Raw genomic sequence first — 16412 nt, 5'->3', positions numbered from 1 at the left:
GAGAACAGTATCCGCTAACGGCCGTGGTCACACCGGTGAATACGGCGAAGGACGGTGAGTATTGATGGAAAGTTACTCGAAAGTCGGTATGCAGGAACTTGACCAGCGCCTATCGAAGATCGTCGAAGCCGCACGCAAGAAACCGGTATCGGTTTATCGATATGGGGCGCCATGGGTCTGGATAGTGTCCCAGGAAGATTGGCAGGGTGCGCTCAAGGAAGTGTCCAGCTATATACCGCCGGGACATTCCCTGGCGTTGCTGAAACCGCAAATAGAAAGTCTCCTTGGCGAAGAGGCGAAAGTCCTCTCGGCGCTCGCCCGCGAACATGGCATGCAGTTGGCCCCGGAGCCGCTGATCCATGCGCTGCTGCTGCAACTGCTGTACGCGATTCCCAGCGAGCAGCAGTTGTACGAGCAATTGAACTACAACCTGCTGTATCGCTGGTTCGTCGGCCTGGAAATGAAGCAGAAGATCTGGAGTTTTCCGGTTTTCGTCGGCGATATAACCGTCCTGCTGAACAGCGCGGAGGCGGTAAGGATAATAGGCAGGATTATCGGGGAAGTGATTTCCGGGGATCTCATGCAGATGCCGGAATTCTCCCTGAACTTCGCCTTGTTGCATACATGGCAAGCGCGCCATGGCGGAGCGCGACGGCTGAATATCTAGCGCGAAAGTGAAAATAGAGAAGAACGAAATTTCATAAGGGCGGGGCGCTGTTTTTAACAGGTTGTTCATGCGTCATCGCTAGTTTGTTGTCTTTCATAGAACTGTTCGATGAACGGACTTGTTGCATTAGAACAATAAGTCCCGATGGAACTTCGGGGGACCGTGTGAAGCGTTCGCTGTTCAATTGTGCGCACCCGTTTCGCCAGCGCTGGTCGATCGGTTGCCTGGCTGTCGCATTGTCGTGCGCTTCGCTGGCCGACGAGGCCCCTCCCGCCGCGGCGGGAGCCGAGCCCCAGCGTCTGGTGGACATCAACGAGTACGTGGTACGCGGCAACACCGTGCTGGACAACCGCGCCATCGAGGCGGCGGTGTATCCCTTCCTTGGACCGCAGCGCAGCCTGGGCGACATCGAGGGGGCGCGCGATGCGCTGCAGGCCGCCTACCAGGAGAAGGGCTACCAGTCGGTCTACGTCGAGCTGCCGGAGCAGCAGGTGAGCGGCGGGGTGGTCTACCTGCAGGTCACCGAGACCACTGTCGGTCGCGTTCGGGTGGTCGGCGCCAAGCACTATTCGCCGGTGGAGTTGCGCGAGGAAGTGCCGGCCCTGGAGGAGGGCAAGGTACCCGACTTCGCCCAGGTTCAGCGCGAGCTGGCGCAGGTCAACCGCACCCCCGGCCGCCAGGTGCTGCCGATGGTGCGCGAGGGCCAGCGGCCCGGCACCATGGACGTCGACCTGCAGGTGGAAGACAAGAATCCCTGGCACGCCAGCATCGGCCTGAACAACGACTACAGCGCCGACACCCGTCACTTGCGCTCGGTGGTTTCGCTGGGCTACGACAACCTCTGGCAACTCGGCCACGCCATCTCGCTGACCTATTTCACCGCGCCGCAGGACCAGGACAACGCCAAGGTCTGGTCCGGCTCCTACACCGCGCCGCTGAGCCAGCGCTGGAGCGTGCAGCTGTCCGGCTACCAGTCCGACAGCGACGTGGCCACGGTGGGCAGCATGAATGTGGTCGGCCAGGGCCATTCCTATGGCGTCGCGGCGATCTACAGCCTGCCGGTCACCGGCCTCTGGTCGCACTCGTTCTCCTTCGGCGTCGACTTCAAGGACTTCGAGGAACAGACCCGGATCGGCGGCAACAACGACAGGGTGCCGATCAAGTACGCCCCGCTGACCCTCAGCTACAACGGCTTCCGCTACACCGAACGTTCCCAGTTGGCCCTCGGCCTGAGCCTGGTGGCCGGTACCGGCAGTCTCCTCGGCTACGGCGACGACGACGAGGAATTCGACCGCAAGCGTTATCGCGCCAAGTCCGGCTTCGGTGTGCTCAAGGGCGATCTCAACCACACCCTGACCTTCGGCGGCGACTGGCAGGTGGCGACCAAGGCGGCCTTCCAGCTCGCCTCCGGGCCGCTGATCTCCAACGAACAGTTCGCTGCCGGCGGTGCCACCAGCGTGCGTGGCTACCTGGCGGCGGAGAACACCGCCGACGACGGCTACCTGCTCTCCCAGGAATGGCGTACGCCGTCCCTCGGACGCTTCCTCGGCAAGCGCGCCGGCAGCTATGTCAACGACTGGCGCTTCTACGTGTTCGCCGAGGGCGCGCAACTGCGCCTGCAGGATGCGCTGCCCGAGCAGGACGACGACTTCAGCCTGGCCAGCGTCGGCATCGGCACCCGCGCGCAACTCGCCGACTGGCTGTCCGGCAGCCTCGACTGGGCCTTCCCGCTGCTGGAAGGGACGAACACCGACAAACACGACTCGCGCCTGCATTTCAGCGTGCAGGCGAGCTTCTGACGCTGACCCCGGAGTAACCCCACATGTATCGCTTATTGCTGACATCGCTGATCTGCCTGGGCCTGCTGGCCCCGGCCAGCGCCAGTGCCTGGTGGCAGGACGACTGGCAGTACCGCAAGCAGGTCTCGGTCGATACCACCCCGCAAGGCGCGGCGATCAACGAGAGTCTCGGTCGCCTGCCGTTGCTGGTGCGCCTGCATACCGGCAACTTCACCTTCGACGGGGTCAACGAGAACGGCTCGGACATCCGCTTCGTCGCCGCCGACGACAAGACCGTGTTGCGCCACCAGGTCGAGAGCTTCGACCCGCTGATGGGCATGGCCCTGATCTGGGTCGACGTGCCGCGGGTGGAGGGTGGCCAGCGCCAGGACATCTGGATGTACTACGGCAACGCCAAGGCGCCGGAGAGCGGCAACGGCCAGTCGGTGTTCGACCCGGACTACACCCTGGTCTATCACTTCGACGGTGCGCCGGGCACTCCGCCGCGGGACTCCACCGCCTACGCCAACAATGCGCAGACCGCCGCCGGCAGTCCGGTGGAGGGCGTCATCGGTCGCTCCGCGCAACTGCTGGGCCAGCCGCTGCTGCTGCCGGCCAGCCCATCGCTGGCGGTGAGCGCCGGTGGCACCTTCAGCTTCAGCGGCTGGGTGCGTCCCGACCAACTGGCCGGCGAACAGGTCCTGCTGTCGCGCCGCGAAGGCGGCAACGCTCTGTTGGTCGGCCTGGCCCAGGGCGCGCCCTTCGTCGAGCTGAACGGTCAGCGCGCTGCCGCCAGCCAGGCCCTGGCGCAGGGGCAATGGCAGCACCTGGCGCTGGTCGCCGACGGTACCCGGCTGGCGCTGTATCTCGGCGGTCGCGAAGTCGCCAGCCTGGCGGCGGCGCTGCCGGCGTTCAGCGGTGCGATCGCCATCGGCGCGGAAGGCCAGGCCGCGCCTGCGGTCGCCACCGAAGCGGCAAGCGGGGAAGGTGAGGCGAGCGCCGCGGCGCCGACCCTGCAACCCTTCCAGGGCGCCATCGACGAGTTGCGCCTGTCGAAGATCGCCCGCCCGGCGGCGCTGCTCCTCGCCGACGCCACCGCCCAGGGCGCCGAGTCGCGCCTGGTGGCCTACGGGGTCGACGAGAAGCAGTCCGGCTTCGGCTTCGGCAAGCTCGGCTTCCTGCTCAACGCAGTGCCGCTGGATGCCTGGGTGATCATCGCGATCCTGGCGCTGATGATGGTCCAGTCGTGGGTCATCATGTACCGCAAGAACCAGAACGTCGGCCGTGTCAGTCGCGCCAACGGGCTGTTCCGCGAGCGCTTCGCCGAGGTCGGCACGCGCCTGGAACTGCTCGCCGACGACCGCGAGCTGGCCGCCCGCCTGCAACACTCCTCGCTGTGGCGCCTGTACCAGGTGGCGGTGAAGGAGATCCGCACCCGCCGCGAGCAGGGCGCCGACACCTCTTCCGTCTCCGCGGCCACCATCGAGGCGATCCGCGCCTCCATGGACGGCGTGCGCACCAAGGAGAACCAGCAGCTCGGCTCGCGCCTGTCGAGCCTGTCCAACGCCATCGCCGGCGGCCCCTACATCGGCCTGCTCGGCACCGTGCTGGGGATCATGGTGGTGTTCCTCGGCACCGCCATGGCCGGCGACGTCAACATCAATGCCATCGCCCCGGGCATGGCCGCCGCCCTGCTGGCCACGGCCATGGGCCTGTTCGTCGCGATCCCCGCGTTGTTCGGCTACAACCGCCTGGTCACGCGGAACAAGGAAGTCAGCGCGGACATGCGGGTGTTCGTCGACGAGTTCGTCACCCGCCTCGCCGAGGTGCATGGCGAAAGCCAGCTCAGCGAAGTGGCCCATCGTCGCAACGGCCAGCCGTTGCCGGCCTGAGGAGAACGCCATGGCTTCCGTGAACAGCAGCCACGACGATGACGACGACGGCGCCGTCGACAGCATCAACATCACCCCGCTGGTGGACGTGCTGATGGTGGTGCTGGTGATGTTCATCCTCACTGCCACCGCCCAGGTCGCCGGGATCCAGATCAACCTGCCGAAGGCCAGTGCCACCGTGGCGCTGTCGCAGCCCAAGACCAAGGCGATCTCGGTGAACGATGCCGGCCAGGTGTTCCTCGACGCCTACCCGGTGACCCTGCCCGAGCTGGAGGACCGCCTGCGTACGGAGAAGGCCCTCAACCCCGACTTCCCGGTAGTGGTCCGCGGCGACGCCACGGTGCAGTACCAGAAGGTCATCGAGGTCCTCGACCTGCTGCGCCGCCTGGAGCTGTCCCAGGTCGGCCTGGTCACCGGCAAACCGACCTGAGGCCCGGGATGAACATGTCCGCCGATCCCAAGCACACCCCCGAGCCGAAAAATGCCGCGCCGCTGTCCATCGACGGCCGCCCGGCGAACCCGACCCTGCGCTACCTCAAGTGGGGCCTCGGCGCGCTGCTGCTCGCCGGCCTCGCCTGGCTGGTCTGGGAGTGGGCCAACGACATGAGCGGCGTGCGCCGCGAGGCGCCCAAGGTGCCGGCGATCATCCCGCTGCCGCCACCGCCTCCGCCGCCGCCGGAAAAACCGCCGGAACCGGAGCAGCCGGTGGAAGAGGAAAAGATCGTCGAGCCGGAACCGCAACCCGAACTGGAGGAGGTCAAGCCGCAGGAGGAAGCGCCGCCGTCGCCGGCCGACGACCTGGCCGACCCGATGCAGATGGATGGCGACGCCCAGTCCGGCTCCGACGCTTTCAACATCGGCGCCGGCAAGGGCGGCGGGATGGCCGGTTCCGGCGGCGGTCGCGCCGGCAACGCCAGCTATAGCCAGTACCTGGCCTACGCCTTCCAGCGCCTGCTGCGGGACAACCCGGAGCTGCGCAACCTGGCGTTCCGCCTGCAGGCGGAGATCTGGCTGAGTTCCTCGGGGGATATCACCCGGGCCGAACTGACCCGCTCCAGCGGCGACCCCGAGACCGACCAGAAGGTGCTGGCCGCGCTGCGCGCCGCCGGCCGCCTGGAAGAACGCCCGCCGGCTTCGCTGACCCTGCCGGTGCGCATCGCCCTGCAGGGCAAGCGGCCGGGATGAGAAGACGCCAACCCAGAACGATTTCCGGCAGGCGACTGCCTTGAAGGACCTTAGGAGCCGTACACAGATGAACGCGAAAGTGAACCGACTGGCGCTGGGGATGGGCGTCATGCTCGCCGCGCTGGCCGGCCAGGCGCAGGCCCAGCCGCCGGCGCCCTCGGAGAACGCCACGATCAACCTGATCCGCCTGTTGGTACAGCAGGGCGTGTTGAAGAAGGAACAGGCCGATGCGCTGGTCAGGCAGGCCGAGGCCGAGGCGTTGCAGGCCCAGCAGGCGCGCCAGGCCGTGGCGCCCGCGGCGGCCGTCGCCGCGGTCCCCGGGGAGGTCCGCGTACCCTATATCCCGCAGGTGGTGCGCGACCAGATCCGCGACGAAGTGAAGGCCGAGGTAATGACCCAGGCCAAGGCGGAGAACTGGGCGCAGCCCAACGCCTTCCCGGACTGGGCCTCGCGCATCAGTTTCGACGGCGACGTGCGCCTGCGCTACGAGTCGCGCTCCTTCGGCAACGGCAACAGCAACCAGATCACCGACTTCGCCGAACTCAACGACGACGGTCCCTATGACGTCAACCCGAATACCAGCTCGGGCCTGCCGCCGCTGCTCAATACCCGCGAGGACCGCGACAGCCTGCTGCGCCTGCGCGCGCGCTTCGGCCTCAAGGCGGCGCTGTCGGAAAGCTGGAGCGCCGGCATCCGCATCGGCACCGGTTCGGACAACAACCCGGTGTCGACCACCCAGACCCTCGGCGGCGGCTTCGGCAAGAAGGACCTCTGGCTCGACCAGGGCTACCTGACCTGGAAGCCCAGCGAGCGCCTGAGCCTGACCGGCGGGCGGATCGCCAATCCGTTCCTGTCCACCGACCTGTTGTATTCCAACGACCTCAACTTCGACGGCGTGGCGGCGATCTTCAACCAGCCGCTGAGCCGCGATGTCTCGCTGTTCGGCACGGTCGGCGCGTTCCCCGTGGAGTACAGCTCGGACACCGCCTCGTCGAACGGTTTCGACAAGGAAGACAGCGACAACAAGTGGATGTACGGCGCGCAATTGGGCGCCACCTGGAAGATCAACCCGCAGCACAGCCTTACCGGCGCGCTGGCCTACTACCGCTTCGACGATATCGAAGGGCGGCGTTCCAGCCCCTGCCGGCCCTGGGCGGGAGATCCGGAGTGCGACACCGACGGCAGCCGACCGACCTTCATGCAGAAGGGCAACACGGTGTTCCTCCTGCGCGACATCGTGCCCAACCCGGCCGACCCGGCGAACACGCCGAACCCGCAGTACGTCGGCCTGGCCTCGGAGTTCAACCTGCTCGACCTGAACCTCGGCTGGGATGCCGAGCTGCCCAACGACTTCAAGCTGCGGGTGGCCGGCAACTACGTGCACAACCTGGGCTACGACGAGGGCGACATGCGCAAGCGCGCCGGCGGTGTGGCGCAGATCGCCAACAACCTCGGCTCCGATGGCGACATCAAGAGCGGGGCGAACGCCTGGATGCTCCAGTTCACCCTGGGCAACGCCCTGGACATGCGCGACGCCGGCGACTGGCAGGTCTTCGCCGCCTACAAGTACATCCAGCCGGATGCCCTGCCGGACGGTTTCAACGATTCCACCTTCCACCTTGGCGGGACCAACGCCAAGGGCTACATCCTCGGCGCCAGCTATGGCTTCGACAAGCGCGTCTACGGTACCGCGCGCTGGCTCAGCTCCGACGAGGTCTACGGCGCACCGTTCTCCATCGACGTCCTGCAACTCGAGGTCAACACGCGCTTCTGAGCGCTCCTCGAGGCAGACCATGAAGAGGCAGACCATGAACACGCGACCTTTCTCATTACCGATCTGGGCCCAGGCGCTGCTCGCCGGGGCCGCCTTCGCCGCCTACGCCAGCCAGGCGGCCTACGCCGACAGCCTGGAGGAACGCCTGCGCACCCAGTTGCGCAGCACCACCCAGCAACTCCAGGCGCTGCAGACCGAACAGGCCCAGGCCACCGCGGCGAAAGCCGCGCTGGAAAGCCAGCGCGATGCGGCGCTGGCCCAGGTCAAGCAACTGAGCGCCGAGCTGGCCCGGGCCAAGGGCCAGGCCGAGCAGCTCTCGGCCCAGCAACAGGGCTTGCACGACCGGGCGCGGCAGATGGTCGAGGCGAGCAACGAGCAACTGGGCAAGTACAAGCAGGCCTACGACGAGTTGCTGGTCATGGCGCGAGCCAAGGAGGCCGAGCGGCAGAAGCTCGACCTGGCGTTCCGCGAGCACGACCAGCAGTTGCAGCAGTGCACCGCGAAGAATCGGGAGATGTATGGCGTGGCCAAGGAGATCCTCGGCGCCTACGAGAACGTCAGCGTCGCCGAGGTGATGAAGATCCGCCAACCGTTCGCCAGCGGTGCGCGGGTGAAATTCGAAGAGATGGCGCAGAAGCTCGGCGACGACCTCTACAAGACCCAGGTCGAGAACCGCCAGGCGGCGCTCGCCCAGTGAAATCCGATAGCAAACCAGGAACCCGGACATGAACGACATCACCCTGATCGAACACCTTTCCGTCGACAGCCTGACCGAGGCCTTGCAGGAGGCCGGCTATCGGGTCAACCGCAGCGAGCAGAACGGCGTCGTGCAACTGCTCAGCGCCAGCCAGGGAATCGGCTACGCGGTGCGCTTCGGCAATCCGGCGGCGACGCCGGCGAGCTACCTCGACTTCACCTTCAGCTGCGCCCTGCGCGTGCAGGGCGAATTGCCCGCCGGGCTGACCGAGCGCTGGAATCTCAGCCGGCGCTTCGGCCGCCTGTCGCAGCAGGGCGAGTTCCTGGTGATGGAAATGGACGTGATCGTCGCCGGCGGCGTCAGCCCGGCCAACCTGCGTAGCCATATCGAACTGTGGGATCGCCTGCTGCAGGAGTTCATCGCCTATCTGCGCGACTACAGCCGCCTGGCCGCGGAGCAGCAGGGCATGGCGCAGGATGCCGGTCAACCCGTCGATGGCGAGGCCTGAGCCGATGCGGCCGGCATTTCGTTGCGGCATCCTGGCGTTCGCGCTTGCCGTTCTCGCCGGCTGTGGCCAGCGCGAGGACGGCGGCGCGGGCCAGGCCCAGGCCGCGCTTGCCAAGCCATCTGCCAGCGCCGCCGCGGAGCCCGCGGTGGCCCGCCTCGGCGCCTTGCAGGTGGCGCCGGACGAACTGAAGGCGCTGCTGGCCGAGGTGCCGGCGGAAACCCGCGTGCAGTTGAGCGAGAACCGCGACGCGCTGGAGCGCTGGATGCGTGCGCGACTGGCCGAGAAGGCGCTCTACGAGCAGGCCAGCGCCCAGGACTGGCAACAGCGTCCGCAGGTGAAGACGCTGATCGATGCGGCGGCGCGGCAGATCGTCCTGCGTACCTACCTGGAGTCGGTGAGCACGGTGCCCGAGGACTACCCCAGCGATGCCGAACTGCAGGCCGCCTACCAGGCGAACAAGGCGCAACTGGCTGTACCGGCGCTGTACCGGGTCAGCCAGATCTTCATCGCCGCCTCTGCGGCCGGCGGGCTTGCCGAAGCGCGCAAGCGCGCCCAGGAACTCTACCGGCAGGCCGCGGACGGCGACTTTGCCGAACTGGCGCGCAAGCATTCCGACGACCCGCAGACCGCCCGCAACGGCGGCGACATCGGTGGGTTGCTGGCGCAGGCGCAACTGCTGCCGGCGATCCGTCCGGCGCTGGAACGGCTGAAGGTCGGCGCGGTGTCCGAGCCGATCCAGGGCGCCAACGGTTTCCACCTGGTCAAGCTGACCGAGCGTCGCGACGCCCGCCTCGCCACCCTCGACGAGGTCCGTGGTCGCCTGCGCGAAAGCCTGCGCGCGCAACGCCAGGAGCAGATCGCCAAGGCCTACCTGGATGGCCTGGTGAACAACGCTACCCTGAGCATCGACGGCGCGTTGCTCGGCAAGACCCTGGCGGAACTGCACTGATGGACGGCATCCCGGAGGCCAGGCGTGGGCCGCGGGCGAGCCGCTGGCGGCACCTGCGCAGTTGGCTGTTCGGCGAGCCCGAGCGGTTCCGCGACGAACGCCAGCGGCTCTGGGGCGCCTATGCCGCATGGCTCGGCGAGCAGGTCCAGCAGCGCCTGGGCGAAGACGCCGAAACCGCGCCGCGGCTGCTGGCCTTCCTGGAGTCGCGGCGTGCGGCGGGGCAGTTGCCGAATACCGACATCGACCTGCGGGTCTGGCTCGACGAACGCGGCTGGATCGTCCGTCTCGCCTGCCTGCGCAGCGACGCCGAGCCGATCGAGAATGAACTGCGGCGCGCGCTGATGGACCGTTCGTTGCGCCTGCCGCCGCCGGAACACATGCCGCAGCCGATCGAACTGCGGATTCGCCTCATGCCTGGACGCTAGCGAGGAAGCATGGCCCTATCGGAGTCCGCCGGGCAGCGCCCGGCACTGCTCAGGCCCGCGCAGGGACGCGACGACCGTGCCTATTGGCACGAGCTGTTCGGTTCTCTGGAGGTGGTGCATTTCTTCCTGGTCACCGCCCGTTGCGGCTGTTTCATGCAGGCTGCGCGCAGCCTGGACGTCAAGCCGACGCTGCTGCGCAAGACCCTGGCCCGGCTCGAGGAGCGCCTCGGCCTGCATCTGTTCGTGCATGAGGGCAACGCCCTCTCGCTGACCCGCGAGGGCCGCATCGTCCAGGCCGCCGGGCAGCGCCTGGTCGAGGACAGCCAGAGCCACGCCGATCTTCACCGGCAACAGCCGCTGGTGCGCCTGGCGGTGGCCGAAAGCGTCCTGCACGATGTGCTCAGTCGCGAGCTGTGGGGCTACCTGCGCAAGAACGCCAACCTGCGCGTAGCCCTCGCCGAGTTGCGCGAGGGTTGGCCGGAAAGCGCAGGGCCGGCGGAGATCGCCATCTGGATCGCCGATCCGGGGCAGCCGCATCCGCCGATGGAAGGCCACTTCGCCGCACCGGCGCGCATCGCCGAGCTGGAGTACCAGCCGCACATCGGCAAGCGCTATTCGCGCGAGCGCACGCGGCCGGCCAGCGAGGACGAGCTGGACGACTACCTGCTGGCGCAGCTCCACGGCCAGGCCACCAGCGCCGCCCTGGCGCCCTGGAACCGGCGGGTGGCGGCTCGCCAGTCGGGAGTGATCGAGGTACAGAGCCACGACCTGCTGCTACAGGCGATCCTCTGGGGCGCCTGCATCGGCCTGCTGCCGCATTACGCCGGACGCCTGGAGCGCAACCTGGCGGCGTTGCCGCAGGTCTTCGACGAGCCGATGCGGCGGGAAGTCTGGATGAGCGTGCAGCCGGAAGCGGAGAACCGCGTGGAGGTGCGTGCCTTGCTCGATCTGATCGAGCACGCCTTCGACGACCGGCGCGACTGGTTCGGACGCTGACCTTGCGGGCTTGACGGCGGTCGCCATAGCCGACACCGTTTCGCCACGGAACGGTTGACGGAAGGTACGCGATGACGGAGCGGCATTGGCAGGGCGAGGTCTGGCTGGCGCGGGACCACGCGCTGTTCGCCGGGGTCAACGGCGATACCCGCGAGCACGCTCACTATGCCCACCAGTTGCTGCTGGCGGAGACGCCGCTGCGGGTGCGCGTCGCTGGCCAGGTACTGGAGGCCCGGCGCTTGCTGGTGCCCTCGCTGCAAGCCCATCGCGTCGACGCGTCGCAGCCGTTGCTGGCGCTGTACGCCGAGCCGCTGGCGTTCGACAGCGACGACCTGCGTCAGCTTCTCGAGGACGCTCCCGGCGAGCCCGAGGCGTTGCTGGGGCGGCTTGCGCGGCTGCCTCGTCGACGGCTCGACCGCCGCGTCGAAAAGGCCCTGGCGGCGCTCGACGAGCAACTCGCGGCGCGGGTCGAGGCGGAAAGACTGGCGCGCAGCGCCAGTCTTTCGCTGAGCCAACTAGAGCGGCTGTTCGCCGTCCAGGTCGGCCTGTCGGTACGCCGCCTGGTGCTCTGGCGCCGCCTGTACCTGGCCTTCGCCCTGGCTTTGCAGGGGCGCAGCCTGACCGAGGCGGCCCATCACGCCGGCTTCGCCGACGCCGCGCACCTGTCGCGCAGCGTACGCAGCCTGCTCGGTATCCGCGCCGGCCTGTCGCTGCCGCACCTACGCCTGGCCGGCTGAACGCCCCAATCCTTCCGGCGGCTGTGGGACGTGCCTGCTGCGTGGCAGGTCGCGGAATGGCGCGAGCAACTGGCCGGCATAGTCGCGGGGATAGTCAGGCTGGTCGCCGATGCCCATGTCGGTGCTGTCCAGGCGGTAGTCGGGACGATGGAGGGCGGTGCCGAGCAGGCGGTCCCAGACGCTGAAGAACAGCGCGAAGTTGACGTCGCCGGCGCGCCCGTAGCGGATGTGGTGCAGGCGATGCAGCGGTGCCCAGGCGAACACATGGCGTAACCCGCCGATGCACATGTCGACGTTGCTGTGTTGCAGCAGCAACTGGATGCCGATGGCGAAGGCGAGCAGCGCGGCGACCGTCTGCGGCACGCCGAGCAGCAACAGCGGCAGGGTGCCGCCGAGCGCTTCCAGGCCCAGGTGCAGGGGATGTTTCATCAGACCGTTGAAACCGTACAGGCGCTGCACGCTATGGTGCACCGCGTGCAGCCGCCAAAGCAGCGCCGAACGGTGGCTGGTGTAGTGCATCAGGGTGATGCCGAGATCGGCCAGGACGATCGCCAGCAGCAGTTGCAGCCACAGCGGCCAGGCCTGCGGCCATACCGGCCAGAAGCCCAGGACTCCGGCCAGCAGTGGCAGGGCGAGGATGCCAAGTGCGTTCAGGCTTTCGTTGACCGACGCGTGCAGGACATCGCGCAGGCGGTCGGCGTGCGGCCGGTTCCAGCGTGGCTGGTAGGGCAGTCGTCGTTCGGCGAGAAAGGACAGGCCGAGCGCCCCGAGGAACAGGGCGACCAGCCAGGCGTGGGAAGCCTGGCGATAGCCGACCTGCCAGGTCGCCAGGCCGATGAAGCCGGACCAGAAGAGGGGCGCGTAGGCGTAGCGCAGGAAGAACTGCATGGTGGGACCTCCGGATGAATGAGGTCCCCAGCGTCGCTCGCGACAGGCCGGCGGCGCTTGAACGAACCGCGCAAGTTCTCAGTCGCGCAGCACCAGCGGCGCGCCTCCCATGTCCCCGCGACCCGGCCAGGTCTCGCGGGCCAGCCAGGCCCCACCCAGGCAGACCAGGTTGGCCAGCAGCAGGTAGCCCAGCGGCGACAGCGGATTGCCGGTGACGCCGATCAGCCAGGTCACCACGATCTGCGCGGTGCCGCCGAACGCGGCGACGCCGGTCGCATAGACCAGGGAAAAACCGGTGGAGCGCAGCGCCCGCGGGAAGCTTTCTACCAGCAGCACGATCAGCGCCGCGCCGCTCATGCCATGCAGGGCCGAGAGCAGGGCGAGGACGGCGAGGAAGACTGCCGGCTCGGGGTGACGGGTCATTGCCTGCAGTGCCGGGAACAGCACCGCGAGCAGCGCCAGGCGCGGCAGGATCAGCACGGCGCGGCGCCCGTAGCGGTCGCAGAGCACGCCGCCGAGCAACGCCGAGAGCGCCAGTGCGGCGCCGGCGACCAGCGTCGAGAGCATCGCGATGCCCGCCGGCAGGTGTAGCTCGGTAAGGGCGAAGGTGGTCATGTAGTTGAGGAAGTACTGGGTGATGGTGCTTCCGGAGAGGATCAGCAGGCCGAGCAGCAGGGCCCGCCGATGATTGCCGAACAACTCGCCGAGCAGGCTCCGGGTGCTGGCCTGGCGGCCGCGTCCGGAAAAGGTCTCGGCCAGGTTGAGGCGGATGTACAGGCCGATCGGCAGGACCAGCAGGCCGGCCGCGAAGGGAATCCGCCAGCCCCATTCCTGCAGTTGGCGCTCGTCGAGCCAGAGGGTGAGCAGGTAGCCCATCAGCCCGGCGGCGACCGCCGCGATGCCTTGCGCCACGACCTGCCAGCAGGCGTAGGTGCCGCGCTTGTGCGGCGGTGCCGCCTCGAGGATGTAGGTGGTCGCCGGCCCGGCCTCGCCGCCCCAGGCCAGGCCTTGCAGCAGGCGGGTCAACACCAGCAGCAGCGGCGCGGCCGGGCCGATGCTGTCGTAGCCGGGGAGCACCGCGATGCCGCCGGTGCCCAGCGCCATCAGGAACAGGGTAAGGAGCATCGCCGGCTTGCGCCCGGCGCGGTCGGCGTAGGCGCCGATAAGGATCGCGCCGAGGGGGCGGATGACGAAGCCGACGCCGAACGCGGTGACCGACAGGAGCAGGCTGACGAAGGCGCTGTCGGAGGGGAAGAAAGTCCGTCCGATCATCACCGCGAAGGTGGCATAGACCCCGAAGTCGAAGAATTCCACGGCGTTGCCGAGGACCACGGCAAAGACGCTGCGGCGGCTGGCCGGATCGGCGGCCGCCGGGGGACGGGTGGGGGAGCGCATGGCGAAGGCCCTCTCGGAGTGACGACTGAAACACTCAGGCCTGGAGCCGAGCGACGAGCGGCTGCCGGCTTCAGTCAGCCGGCGGCCGTGGCCAGCCGTGGATCGGACCGCGCCAGCCTTCGTAGGTCTTGCCGATGCGCAACAGCCAGGTATCGGCGAAGCGCGGCGCGACCAGTTGCAGGCCGATCGGCATGCCGGCGGCCGTGAAGCCGCAGTTTATCGAGAGCGCGGGCTGTTCGCCCATATTCCACGGCACGGTGAAGACGATGTGCTCGAACGGCCGCTGCGGATCGTTCAGCGACGAGGCCCAGTCGGCGGGGAAGGCCTCGACCTGGTTGGTCGGCGTCAGCAGCAGGTCGATCTCGCCGAACAGCCGGGCGGCGCGCCGGCGCATCTCGAAGGTCTGGTTGAAACCGCGCACCGCATCGACCCCGCTGACCCGTGCGCCGCCCTCGGCCCAGGCGTGGACATAGGGCAGCACCCTGGCCCGCCGCGTCTCGTCGAGGAGCAGCAGTTCGCTCCACAGGCGGGCGCGCCAGAAGTCGTTCAGGCCGTCGAGCAGGCTCCGGTCCATCAGCGGTTCGACGATCCTGAGCTGGGCGCCGTGCTCCTCGAACAGCCGCGCCGCGACCTCGATCGCGGCGCGGATTTCCGCGTCGGGCTGCAGGCCGCAGCCGGGGTCGAGTTGCAGGCCGACCCTCAGGCCGCGCACCGACAGCGGCTCGGCGCTCCAGTCCAGCACTTCCGGCGGCAGGCTGGTGGCGTCGCGGGCGTCGGGCTGCGCGAGGTAGCGCATCAGCAGCAGGCAGTCGTCCATGCAGCGGGTCATCGGACCGGCGCAGCGACCGGTGTAGTAAGGGTCGATGGGGATCCGCCCGAGGCTTGGCTTGAAGCCCACCAGGCCGCACCAGCCCGCCGGCAGTCGCACCGAGCCGCCGATGTCGGTGCCCAGGTGCAGCGGTCCGTAGCCGGCGGCGGCCGCCGCTGCCGCGCCCGAACTGGAGCCGCCGGTATTGTTGGCCAGGTTCCAGGGATTGCGGGTGACTCCGTGGAAGCTGGAGAGGCCGGATGAAAGCATGCCGAAGTCTGGAACCGTAGTCTTGGCCAGGACGATCGCGCCGGCTTCGCGCAGCCGAGCGGCCGGCGGCGCGTCGCAGGGCGCGGGTTGCAGGGCGGTGGCGGCGCTGCCCAATGGGATAGGTTCGCCAGCGGTGGCGATCAGCTCCTTGATGGTTACCGGCAGCCCGTCCAGCGGGCCTTTGGGCTGTCCCTTGCGCCAGCGCTCGGTGGCCGCCGCGGCCTGTTCGCGAACCCGTTGCGGGTCGAAGCGATACAGCGCGTTGAGATGCGGTTCCCAGCGCTGGATGTGGGCCAGCAGATGCTCGTAGTACTCGCCAGGCGAGAGTTCCCGGCGGGCGAACAGTGCCAGCAGGCGGGTTCCCGGGAGGTCGTGCAGCGCGGTCATTCAAGCTCCCTCGAAGAACGGCCGCGGGCGTCAAGCGGCCGGCCTACCCGTTGTCGGGCGGCAATTCGAAACCAAGGTGTATCCGGGAGGTATAGCCCATGCACGACGAATCTTCGCGGTGATGGACTCAGCTCTCGTGATGGAGAAGGAAGCGCTTCAACCGGCGGAAGGTGGTGCGGTTCCACTGCCGCAGCGGCAGCGAGCGGAGCAGTTGCCAGGCATGCCGCTTGTCCGCGACCACGGCGTATTTCAGGGCTTTGTTGACCAGCTCCGTCCGGCCGCGCTCGTAGGCGGGATGCGACTGGTAGGGCGCGATGGTGCGCAGGTCGGCATCGAGCAGCACCTTGTAGCGCCGCGACAGGTTGTCGGGGTGGCGCCGGTAGCGGGTGACCAGCACCGGCAGCTTGTGGATCTGGTAGCCCTGGCTGGCGATGCGCAGGGTCATCTGGAAGTCCTGCACCTTGATCTCGGGATCGTAGAAGCCGGCGGCGCGCAGGGCCTCCATGCGGTACAGGGACACCGGGGCGCCGCAGACATAGGCGTTGCCGAGCAGGTAGTCGAAGTCCAGCTGGCGGATGCGGTTGCCGTTCTGCCGCTTGGTTTCCTGGCCTTCGCTGTCGATGTAGATCACCAGGGCGCCGACGCAGCCGACCTCCGGGTGCTGGTCGAGGTACGTGGCGCGCACGCTCAACGAGTGCGGCAGCATGATGTCGTCCAGGTCCGGCGTGGCTACGTAGTCGCCGCGAGCGTGTTGCAGACCGAAGTTCAGCGCTGCGCTGACGCCCTGGTTCTGCTGGCGGTAGAGCTGGAAACCGTGGACTTTCTGCAACTGCTCCAGCATGGCGTAGCTGTTGTCGGTGGAGCCGTCGTCGACGATGATCACTTCGAAATTCGGGTAGTCCTGCTCGTAGATGCTGCGCAGGGCTTCTTCCAGGTACTTTTCCGCGTTGAAGCAGGGTGCTACGACGGATACCAGCGGGGTGTCCGTCGTGCCTGAGTGCTTGCTGGAAGTGGCTTCTTCAATCATGTGTCGTTCTTGTCACTCGTCTTGCCCGG

16 protein-coding genes are annotated in these 16412 nt (G+C 67.9%); 12 read left to right on the top strand and 4 right to left on the bottom strand.

Translation table 11 applies throughout. From position 1 onward, the window contains the following. Positions 1-64: 64 nt before the first annotated feature. The 12 genes from HMPREF2914_RS33110 to HMPREF2914_RS06250 all read left to right on the top strand — a co-directional run bounded on the left by HMPREF2914_RS33110 (position 65) and on the right by HMPREF2914_RS06250 (position 11608). Entirely contained in the window at positions 65-667 is a 603-nt protein-coding gene (locus HMPREF2914_RS33110) for a transposase (RefSeq protein ID WP_003085362.1), read from the top strand. Between the two features lie 164 nt (positions 668-831). Further along, complete coding sequence (locus HMPREF2914_RS06300; RefSeq protein ID WP_015503474.1) at positions 832-2466, top strand: ShlB/FhaC/HecB family hemolysin secretion/activation protein; 1635 nt, start codon at positions 832-834, stop codon at positions 2464-2466. 23 nt (positions 2467-2489) lie between these two features. Then, positions 2490-4337, top strand: coding sequence for a DUF2341 domain-containing protein (locus HMPREF2914_RS06295; RefSeq protein WP_003085365.1), 1848 nt, complete (start codon positions 2490-2492; stop codon positions 4335-4337). Between the two features lie 10 nt (positions 4338-4347). Beyond that, positions 4348-4767: an ExbD/TolR family protein gene (locus HMPREF2914_RS06290; protein WP_003085366.1), complete on the top strand. Its 420-nt coding sequence runs from the start codon at positions 4348-4350 to the stop codon at positions 4765-4767. 8 nt (positions 4768-4775) lie between these two features. Further along, positions 4776-5522, top strand: coding sequence for an energy transducer TonB family protein (locus tag HMPREF2914_RS06285; RefSeq protein WP_003098450.1), 747 nt, complete (start codon positions 4776-4778; stop codon positions 5520-5522). 67 nt (positions 5523-5589) lie between these two features. Then, positions 5590-7296 (top strand): putative porin, encoded by a 1707-nt coding sequence (locus HMPREF2914_RS06280; protein WP_003110840.1) that lies wholly within the window; start codon positions 5590-5592, stop codon positions 7294-7296. A 34-nt stretch (positions 7297-7330) separates the two neighbouring features. Next, the gene (locus HMPREF2914_RS06275) at positions 7331-7993 is read left to right on the top strand and encodes a hypothetical protein (RefSeq protein WP_004348169.1); all 663 of its coding nucleotides are present in this window, start codon (positions 7331-7333) and stop codon (positions 7991-7993) included. 28 nt (positions 7994-8021) lie between these two features. Then, positions 8022-8501 (top strand): YbjN domain-containing protein, encoded by a 480-nt coding sequence (locus HMPREF2914_RS06270; RefSeq protein ID WP_003098446.1) that lies wholly within the window; start codon positions 8022-8024, stop codon positions 8499-8501. A gap of 4 nt (positions 8502-8505) precedes the next feature. After that, complete coding sequence (locus HMPREF2914_RS06265) at positions 8506-9450, top strand: peptidylprolyl isomerase (protein WP_023092210.1); 945 nt, start codon at positions 8506-8508, stop codon at positions 9448-9450. Beyond that, positions 9450-9875: a hypothetical protein gene (locus tag HMPREF2914_RS06260; protein ID WP_003110838.1), complete on the top strand. Its 426-nt coding sequence runs from the start codon at positions 9450-9452 to the stop codon at positions 9873-9875. The genes HMPREF2914_RS06265 and HMPREF2914_RS06260 overlap by 1 nt, the downstream gene beginning before the upstream one ends. A 9-nt stretch (positions 9876-9884) precedes the next feature. Beyond that, positions 9885-10871, top strand: coding sequence for a LysR family transcriptional regulator (locus HMPREF2914_RS06255; protein WP_023092209.1), 987 nt, complete (start codon positions 9885-9887; stop codon positions 10869-10871). Positions 10872-10942: 71 nt separating this feature from the next. Beyond that, positions 10943-11608 (top strand): helix-turn-helix transcriptional regulator, encoded by a 666-nt coding sequence (locus HMPREF2914_RS06250; protein WP_003085387.1) that lies wholly within the window; start codon positions 10943-10945, stop codon positions 11606-11608. On the opposite strand, the gene HMPREF2914_RS06245 is transcribed toward HMPREF2914_RS06250, so the two are convergent. The 4 genes from HMPREF2914_RS06245 to migA form a co-directional block, all read right to left on the bottom strand. After that, positions 11591-12496 carry a sterol desaturase family protein gene (locus HMPREF2914_RS06245; protein ID WP_023092208.1) on the bottom strand — a complete coding sequence of 302 codons (906 nt, stop codon included), beginning with the start codon at positions 12494-12496 and terminating at the stop codon, positions 11591-11593. The genes HMPREF2914_RS06250 and HMPREF2914_RS06245 overlap by 18 nt on opposite strands. 78 nt (positions 12497-12574) lie before the next feature. Beyond that, entirely contained in the window at positions 12575-13891 is a 1317-nt protein-coding gene (locus tag HMPREF2914_RS06240) for an MFS transporter (RefSeq protein WP_003110802.1), read from the bottom strand. Between the two features lie 70 nt (positions 13892-13961). Further along, positions 13962-15356, bottom strand: coding sequence for an amidase (locus HMPREF2914_RS06235; protein ID WP_023092207.1), 1395 nt, complete (start codon positions 15354-15356; stop codon positions 13962-13964). 127 nt (positions 15357-15483) lie between these two features. Further along, positions 15484-16383, bottom strand: a complete 900-nt coding sequence (gene migA, locus HMPREF2914_RS06230) for an alpha-1,6-rhamnosyltransferase (RefSeq protein WP_023092206.1) — start codon at positions 16381-16383, stop codon at positions 15484-15486. Positions 16384-16412 lie beyond the last annotated feature (29 nt).

It is taken from the genome of Pseudomonas sp. HMSC067G02, from assembly GCF_001813485.1.
GTDB lineage: Bacteria > Pseudomonadota > Gammaproteobacteria > Pseudomonadales > Pseudomonadaceae > Pseudomonas > Pseudomonas aeruginosa.
The sequence above is the reverse complement of the archived record's forward strand: the minus strand, read 5'-3'. Positions and strand labels throughout refer to the sequence as shown.

Excerpts from the sequence above, each read along its gene's own strand:
- HMPREF2914_RS06290 (WP_003085366.1), top strand. The coding sequence starts at position 4,348 with ATGGCTTCCGTGAACAGCAGCCACGACGATGACGACGACGGCGCCGTC.
- HMPREF2914_RS06285 (WP_003098450.1), top strand. The coding sequence starts at position 4,776 with ATGAACATGTCCGCCGATCCCAAGCACACCCCCGAGCCGAAAAATGCC.
- HMPREF2914_RS06275 (WP_004348169.1), top strand. The coding sequence starts at position 7,331 with ATGAACACGCGACCTTTCTCATTACCGATCTGGGCCCAGGCGCTGCTC.
- HMPREF2914_RS06250 (WP_003085387.1), top strand. The coding sequence starts at position 10,943 with ATGACGGAGCGGCATTGGCAGGGCGAGGTCTGGCTGGCGCGGGACCAC.
- HMPREF2914_RS06295 (WP_003085365.1), top strand. The coding sequence starts at position 2,490 with ATGTATCGCTTATTGCTGACATCGCTGATCTGCCTGGGCCTGCTGGCC.
- HMPREF2914_RS06265 (WP_023092210.1), top strand. The coding sequence starts at position 8,506 with ATGCGGCCGGCATTTCGTTGCGGCATCCTGGCGTTCGCGCTTGCCGTT.
- HMPREF2914_RS06270 (WP_003098446.1), top strand. The coding sequence starts at position 8,022 with ATGAACGACATCACCCTGATCGAACACCTTTCCGTCGACAGCCTGACC.
- HMPREF2914_RS33110 (WP_003085362.1), top strand. The coding sequence starts at position 65 with ATGGAAAGTTACTCGAAAGTCGGTATGCAGGAACTTGACCAGCGCCTA.
- HMPREF2914_RS06240 (WP_003110802.1), bottom strand. The coding sequence starts at position 13,891 with ATGCGCTCCCCCACCCGTCCCCCGGCGGCCGCCGATCCGGCCAGCCGC.
- migA (WP_023092206.1), bottom strand. The coding sequence starts at position 16,383 with ATGATTGAAGAAGCCACTTCCAGCAAGCACTCAGGCACGACGGACACC.
- HMPREF2914_RS06245 (WP_023092208.1), bottom strand. The coding sequence starts at position 12,496 with ATGCAGTTCTTCCTGCGCTACGCCTACGCGCCCCTCTTCTGGTCCGGC.
- HMPREF2914_RS06235 (WP_023092207.1), bottom strand. The coding sequence starts at position 15,356 with ATGACCGCGCTGCACGACCTCCCGGGAACCCGCCTGCTGGCACTGTTC.
- HMPREF2914_RS06280 (WP_003110840.1), top strand. The coding sequence starts at position 5,590 with ATGAACGCGAAAGTGAACCGACTGGCGCTGGGGATGGGCGTCATGCTC.
- HMPREF2914_RS06260 (WP_003110838.1), top strand. The coding sequence starts at position 9,450 with ATGGACGGCATCCCGGAGGCCAGGCGTGGGCCGCGGGCGAGCCGCTGG.
- HMPREF2914_RS06255 (WP_023092209.1), top strand. The coding sequence starts at position 9,885 with ATGGCCCTATCGGAGTCCGCCGGGCAGCGCCCGGCACTGCTCAGGCCC.